Raw genomic sequence first — 5,878 nt, 5'->3', positions numbered from 1 at the left:
TGCCGTATCGCGTCGTCGCGCTGGTCGGCTACACCAATGCCGGCAAGTCGACGCTGTTCAACCGCCTGACGCGCGCCGACGTGCAGGCCGCCGACATGCTGTTCGCCACCCTCGATCCGACGTTGCGTGCGCTGAGCCTGCCGCATGGCGGCAAGGCGATGCTGTCGGACACCGTCGGCTTCATCTCCAACCTGCCGACCCAGCTCGTCGCCGCCTTCCGCGCCACGCTGGAAGAGGTGCTGGAGGCCGACGTCATTCTCCATGTCCGCGACATCTCGCACGAGGACGCCGAAGCGCAGCAGAGCGACGTCGACGCCGTGCTGCGCCAGCTCGGCATCAACCCCGATGACTCAGGCCGCATCATCGAGGTCTGGAACAAGATCGACCGCTACGATTCCGAGCAGCGCGAAGAGCTCTTGAACATCGCCGCGCGCAGGCCCGAGGATCACCCGGCGATGCTGGTCTCGGCCGTATCGGGCGAGGGGGTCGATGCATTGCTCGCGGCGATCGAGGAGCGTCTCGCCGCAAAACGCATCACGCTTGATCTCTCCATCGACGCCGCCGACGGCGCCGGCATCTCCTGGCTGCATCGCAATGCCGAGGTGCTGGCGAAAGAGCTTCACGACGGTCGCTTCGACATGACCGTGCGGGTGGACGAGACCAAGCGGGATATCGTGGTGAACAGGTTCGACGCGGTGCCGCGCCTGTCGGCCTAGGGCCAGTGGCTCAGTAGCCCGGATGGAGCCAAAGCTTAATCCGGGATACTCGCGTTCGGACAGATTGGCTCCGGATTGCGCTGCGCTCCATCCGGGCTACGGCGGGGAGAATCACCTCGACAGGTCGAGGCTCATGAACTGGTTGTGCGGGCTCGCCTGGTAGTCGGCGAACGGCTCGCAGGGGACGAAACCGACGCTGCGGTAGAGCGCGACGGCGGGAGCGTGCAGCGGCGCCGTGCCGGTCTCCAGGTTGAGACGCGCATAGCCTCGCTTGCGAGCTTCGCCGATGATGTGGAGCAGGATAGCGCGACCGACCCCGGTCCCACGCGCGGCCGGCGCGGCGCGCATCGACTTCACTTCGCCGAGTGTCTTATCCAGCTGCTTCAGGGCACCGAAGCCAGCCAGCACATCGCCGTGCCAAACCGTCCAGAACGTCACGGTCGGAGCCGACAGACCGCTCGCATCCAGCGCTTGCGCGTGCTCGCCCATGACGCTGCGGAGTTCTTCCAGATGATGGGTCAGCAGATCGGCGACGTGCGGCGCCTTCGGATCGTCCTGTCTGATTTCCATGGCGCGTCCTTGCATCACGTAGCCGTCTTCGCCGCATTCCACAGTGCGTCCATCTCCGCCAGCGAAGCCTGTTCCAGCGTCCGGCCCTGCGCCTCCAGCGCCCGCTCGATATAGGCAAAGCGCCGCTCGAATTTCGCATTCGTCGCGCGCAAGGCGGCCTCGGGATCGGCATCGACATGGCGGGCGAGGTTGACGAGGGCGAACATCAGGTCGCCGGTCTCTTCGGCGATCTCCAGCTTGTCGTTGCGGTCGAGCGCGGCCTCGATCTCGTCGGCTTCCTCGCGGATCTTTGCCAGCACCGCGCGCGGGTCGTTCCAGTCGAAGCCTACGGTGGAAGCCTTGCGCTGCAGCTCCACGGCGCGCGTCAGCGCGGGCTGGCCGGCCTTCACACCTGACAGCAGCGATTTGTGGGTCGGCGCCTCTTCCAGCGGCCGGCGCGCGGCGCGTTCGGCCTTCTCCTCGGCCTTGATGCGGTCCCAGACTTCCTTGACGTGGGAGGAGGCGAGATTGCCGTCCTTGTCGGCGAAGACATGGGGATGGCGGCGGATCATCTTGCGCGTAATGGCCTCGACGACGTCGCCAAACCCAAAGGCGTTCTGCTCCGAAGCCATCTGGGCGTGGAACACGACCTGGAGCAGGAGGTCGCCGAGCTCCTCACGGAGATCGTCGAGATCGCCGCGGGTGATGGCCTCGACCACCTCGTAGGCCTCCTCGATCGTATAGGGTGCGATGGTCGCGAAATCCTGCTCGAGGTCCCAGGGGCAGCCGGTGACCGGCGTGCGCAGCGCCGCCATGATCTCGATCAGGCGGGAAATGTCGCGGGAAGGGGTCATTGCGGGGGCGTCTCCTGGGTCCGAAGCCTTATGCCAAAAGCCGCCGGCCGATCCCAGCGCAAGGAGGCGGAACAGGCCGATTTCCACCGATTGGCGGGCCCCTCGGGCAGTGGTAAAGCGCACGGCATGAGCGACGCACTTTCATCACAAACGGCGCTGGTGCTGTTCTCCGGCGGCCAGGATTCCACCACCTGCCTGGCCTGGGCGCTGAGCCGCTTTGCGCGCGTGGAGACGCTGGGATTCGACTACGGCCAGCGCCACGCCATCGAGCTCGATTGCCGCGAGCGGCTATTCGCCGGCGTGAAAGGCTTGCGCGCCGATTGGGCCGCAAAGCTCGGCGAAAGCCACACGCTGTCGATCCCGACGCTGGCCGACGTGTCCGAGACCGCGCTGACGCGCGACGTCGCGATCGCGATGGGCGCCGACGGCTTGCCCAACACGTTCGTACCCGGCCGCAATCTGGTATTTTTGACCTTCGCCGCGGCGCTGGCGTATCGGCGCGGCATCACGCACATCGTCGGCGGCATGTGCGAGACCGATTATTCCGGCTATCCCGATTGCCGCGACGACACCATCCGCGCCATGGAGGCCGCGCTCTCGCTGGGCATGGCCAGAAAGTTCGAGCTGCATACGCCCTTGATGTGGATCGACAAGGCCGCGACGTGGCAGCTCGCGCAGGATCTCGGCGGCGAGGGGCTGGTCGATCTCATCCGCGAGCACTCCCACACCTGCTACCTCGGGATGCGCGGCGCGCAGCACGATTGGGGCTATGGCTGCGGCGAGTGCCCCGCGTGCAGCCTGCGCGCGAAGGGGTGGCGGGAGTTCGTGGCGGGGAGGTAGCTCGTCTCTCTCCGCCGTCATTGCGAGGAGCTCTTGCGACGAAGCAATCCAGACTGCCGCCGCGGTGAGAGTCTGGATTGCTTCGCTGCGCTCGCAATGACGGTGTCGAGAGAGTAGCGCGCTCTCGTGCCCCGGACGCAGCGCAGCGCTGCTTCATCGGTGCGCTGCAGAGCCGGGGCCCATACTTCCGTAAGGTATCATGTTTGCCGTCTGGGTCCCGGCTCTGCGCCGCAACGCTCGCGCGTTGCAGCTTTGTCCGGGACACGAGTGCAGCGCCAGCTAGCCAAAATCCTCCGGCTTAAGCTCAATCGGCTTGCCATGCGGTGTGCGGTCCGCGGCGTGGTCCCAGGCATCGCGGTAGCGGTGCAGCGTCTCCAGCGACGCGACGCCCTTGCGTGCGACCAATCCTTCGAGTGTGGCCAGCCAGTGCAGATAGTAGGTTTCGCCCGTGTCGGGGTCGCCGGCGGCCTGCGCGCGCTTGATCTCGGAGGCGAGGCTAGCGGCCCATTCGGGCCAGGTGAACACGCCGCGCTCGTGCAGCGTCAACGCCATTGCGAAGGCATGCGCCTCCCAGGGCGCGCGGAACACCGGGCCGTCATCATCGCGCGGAATGCTCGGGATCGCCGCTGTCGCGGCGGCAGCGGCGCTACCGCTCATCACGCCGGATCCAGATAGGGCTCGAAGGCGTCAATCGAGACCTTCAGCGTGGCATCGCCATCCTCGCCCCAGAGATCACGGCCTTCGAACACGACGGTGTAGAGCCATTGAGGATTTTCGCCGAGCTCCATCGCTGCGGAATCCGGAAACACATGGCAGCCGTGGTTCAGCTCGACGACACCGACATGGCCGCGCACATAGCGCGGCAGCCTGGTGTGCGTGGCCGGATGAATGTTCCTGGCGCGTACACGATCGCCGATGCTGAATTTCGCGGGCGCGGGGGCAGGCCGAGCAAACTTGCCGCGCACCATCACGCGCTCGACGTTCGCGAGATCGAACTTGCCGTGCTTGAGCGTCTTTGCGGGCTGCATCGCATGGCCGGCGGCAACCTCGTCCCTCGTGAGGTAGCCCTTCTCGATCAGCATCTCCTCGAGCCCGAGAAACCATTTCTTGTAATAGGAGCTCGACAGATACACGTGCGGCGGCAGCGTTTCGCGATAAAAGCGCGAGGTGTCGATGTTGAAGGCGCCGGCCGCGCCCATCGCGCGCACCATCGCGAGCACGCGGGATTCCCATTCCTCGTGGAACATCGGCTCGTTCGGCTCGGGCTCGACCTTGCCGAACCCGTCCATGCCGCCCATGTCGTGCACGCCGTTCACGAGGGCGCTCCGGGTGTCCTGGGAAAGCCGGTCCCGATCATGGAGTCGCGGGTGACGAGCTCGGCTAGCTGCTCCTCGCTCCAGCCTTCGGTGCCTTCGGGGCGCATCGGCAGCACCAGGAAGCGCGTCTCTGCCGTCGAGTCCCAGACCCGGATCTCCATGTCCTTCGGCAGGGTGACGTCGAAATCGGCGAGCACGCCGCGCGGGTCCTTCACGGCACGGGACCGGTAGGGCGCAGCCTTGTACCAGACCGGCGGCAGTCCGAGCATTTCCCAGGGGTAGCAGGAGCACAGCGTGCACACGACCATGTTGTGCCGCTGCGGCGTGTTCTCGACCACGACGAGATGGTCGCCGACCCGGCTGACATGGCCGAGCGTGCCGATGGCTTTGGAGCCATCCTCCAGCAGCGCCTGCCTGAAGGCGGGATCGGTCCACGCCTTGGCGACGACGCGCGCGCCGTTGTGCGGGCCGATCTTGGTCTCATAGGCCTGGATGATGGCATCGAGGGCGGCGGGCTCGACATAGCCTTTTTCGGTCAGGATCGTCTCGAGCGCGCGCACGCGCAGCTCGGTCTCCGACAATTCGGAATGATCGTGGTCGTGATGATGCTCGCTCATGGCGCGAAGATAGTCCCAGAATCCGGGCCTTGTCGAGGCGAAGACTCTGCTAACATCCAGCCAAGGGCAGGGCTGCACGAACCGCAATAACCGCCGCGATCGCGGCTCTTTCCGCGGTGGCGGCGCATGATGCGCGCGCCGCGAATGGCGCCTATGCGGTCGATGCCGCCGATATCTCCGAGGTCGGCTCCTGCAAGGTGGAAAGCTGGATGTCAACGGCGTCCAACACGGATTTTCTGGCGGTCGCCAATCCCTCTTGCGTCGTCGATCCCTTTAGGCCGATCGAGTTGAGCATGCAGACCGTCCGCGCCAGAAGCGATGGCGACTGGAGCGCGACGGTCGCTCCGAAAGCCAAGACAAATTTCATCCCTACGGGGGTGGGGCGATGGGGATTGTCGGCCTATGGTGGTGGCTCATTCGACGTGGCGACCGGCGAGGGGCTGTCCGCCTTCGCGGTCATCCCGGCGACCTTCCGCCTGTCCGAGACCATGCGCCTCAACGTCAATGGGGGCTGGCTGTGGGATCGTACCGTCGATCGCCACTACCTGACCTATGGCATCGGCTTTGACTGGAAGTTCACCGACACGTTGCAGTGGACGATCGAGGCGTATGGCCAGGCCGGCTCGTCCGAGATCGCGAGCGTCGTGCAGCCGCGGTTGCAGACAGGTGTCCGCTACCGGCCGAACGAGATATTTTCCGTCGACGTGATCTACGGCCGCAACATCAGCGGCGAGAACGCCAACTGGATCACGATCGGGACCACGATCAGGTTTCCGGTCAAGGGCAGCGAGCCGGAGCACCAGCGCACCGGGCATTTGTGATGCACCCAAGACCATGAACGGGGAGGTCGCGTTGACGGACTACGTGAAGATCGAAAAGGGCCTCGGGCCCGAGGGACGGATCGCGGTGGTGCGTTTCGACCGCGGCGACGCGCGATGTCGGTGGTCCCGGTCAGGCCGCGCTGAAGCGGGCGCCAGATCGCGAAG

Annotated in this window: 8 protein-coding genes; 3 read left to right on the top strand and 5 right to left on the bottom strand. The window is 65.8% G+C overall.

Features of this window, described 5'->3' with window-relative positions:
• A partial coding sequence (locus tag MOV75_RS24740) for a GTPase HflX (RefSeq protein WP_247006768.1) occupies positions 1-716 on the top strand: 716 nt, incomplete at its 5' end.
• 111 nt (positions 717-827) lie between these two features.
• On the opposite strand, the gene MOV75_RS24735 is transcribed toward MOV75_RS24740, so the two are convergent.
• Positions 828-1,286 carry a GNAT family N-acetyltransferase gene (locus MOV75_RS24735; protein ID WP_246923284.1) on the bottom strand — a complete coding sequence of 153 codons (459 nt, stop codon included), beginning with the start codon at positions 1,284-1,286 and terminating at the stop codon, positions 828-830.
• Positions 1,287-1,300: 14 nt separating this feature from the next.
• Complete coding sequence (mazG, locus tag MOV75_RS24730) at positions 1,301-2,119, bottom strand: nucleoside triphosphate pyrophosphohydrolase (RefSeq protein ID WP_246923288.1); 819 nt, start codon at positions 2,117-2,119, stop codon at positions 1,301-1,303.
• 126 nt (positions 2,120-2,245) lie between these two features.
• On the opposite strand from mazG, the gene queC reads away from it, so the two are divergent.
• Positions 2,246-2,959, top strand: coding sequence for a 7-cyano-7-deazaguanine synthase QueC (gene queC / locus MOV75_RS24725; protein ID WP_246923292.1), 714 nt, complete (start codon positions 2,246-2,248; stop codon positions 2,957-2,959).
• 279 nt (positions 2,960-3,238) lie between these two features.
• On the opposite strand, the gene MOV75_RS24720 is transcribed toward queC, so the two are convergent.
• Genes MOV75_RS24720 through nthA form a run of 3 tightly spaced genes read right to left on the bottom strand, consistent with a single transcriptional unit; the run spans position 3,239 to position 4,892 of the window.
• Entirely contained in the window at positions 3,239-3,616 is a 378-nt protein-coding gene (locus tag MOV75_RS24720) for a nitrile hydratase accessory protein (protein ID WP_246923296.1), read from the bottom strand.
• Positions 3,616-4,275 (bottom strand): nitrile hydratase subunit beta, encoded by a 660-nt coding sequence (gene nthB / locus MOV75_RS24715; RefSeq protein WP_246923299.1) that lies wholly within the window; start codon positions 4,273-4,275, stop codon positions 3,616-3,618. The genes MOV75_RS24720 and nthB overlap by 1 nt, the downstream gene beginning before the upstream one ends.
• Positions 4,272-4,892, bottom strand: a complete 621-nt coding sequence (gene nthA, locus MOV75_RS24710; RefSeq protein ID WP_246923302.1) for a nitrile hydratase subunit alpha — start codon at positions 4,890-4,892, stop codon at positions 4,272-4,274. Before nthA ends, nthB begins: the two co-directional genes overlap by 4 nt.
• Before the next feature lie 116 nt (positions 4,893-5,008).
• Between nthA and MOV75_RS24705 the strand changes: the two genes are divergently transcribed.
• Positions 5,009-5,713: a hypothetical protein gene (locus tag MOV75_RS24705; RefSeq protein ID WP_246923307.1), complete on the top strand. Its 705-nt coding sequence runs from the start codon at positions 5,009-5,011 to the stop codon at positions 5,711-5,713.
• The last annotated feature ends 165 nt before the right edge of the window (positions 5,714-5,878 follow it).

It is taken from the genome of Bradyrhizobium sp. PRIMUS42 (assembly GCF_023006515.1).
GTDB lineage: Bacteria > Pseudomonadota > Alphaproteobacteria > Rhizobiales > Xanthobacteraceae > Bradyrhizobium.
This window is presented reverse-complemented; position numbering and strand designations above follow the sequence as displayed.

Excerpts from the sequence above, each read along its gene's own strand:
- MOV75_RS24720 (WP_246923296.1), bottom strand. The coding sequence starts at position 3,616 with ATGAGCGGTAGCGCCGCTGCCGCCGCGACAGCGGCGATCCCGAGCATT.
- nthA (WP_246923302.1), bottom strand. The coding sequence starts at position 4,892 with ATGAGCGAGCATCATCACGACCACGATCATTCCGAATTGTCGGAGACC.
- queC (WP_246923292.1), top strand. The coding sequence starts at position 2,246 with ATGAGCGACGCACTTTCATCACAAACGGCGCTGGTGCTGTTCTCCGGC.
- mazG (WP_246923288.1), bottom strand. The coding sequence starts at position 2,119 with ATGACCCCTTCCCGCGACATTTCCCGCCTGATCGAGATCATGGCGGCG.
- MOV75_RS24735 (WP_246923284.1), bottom strand. The coding sequence starts at position 1,286 with ATGGAAATCAGACAGGACGATCCGAAGGCGCCGCACGTCGCCGATCTG.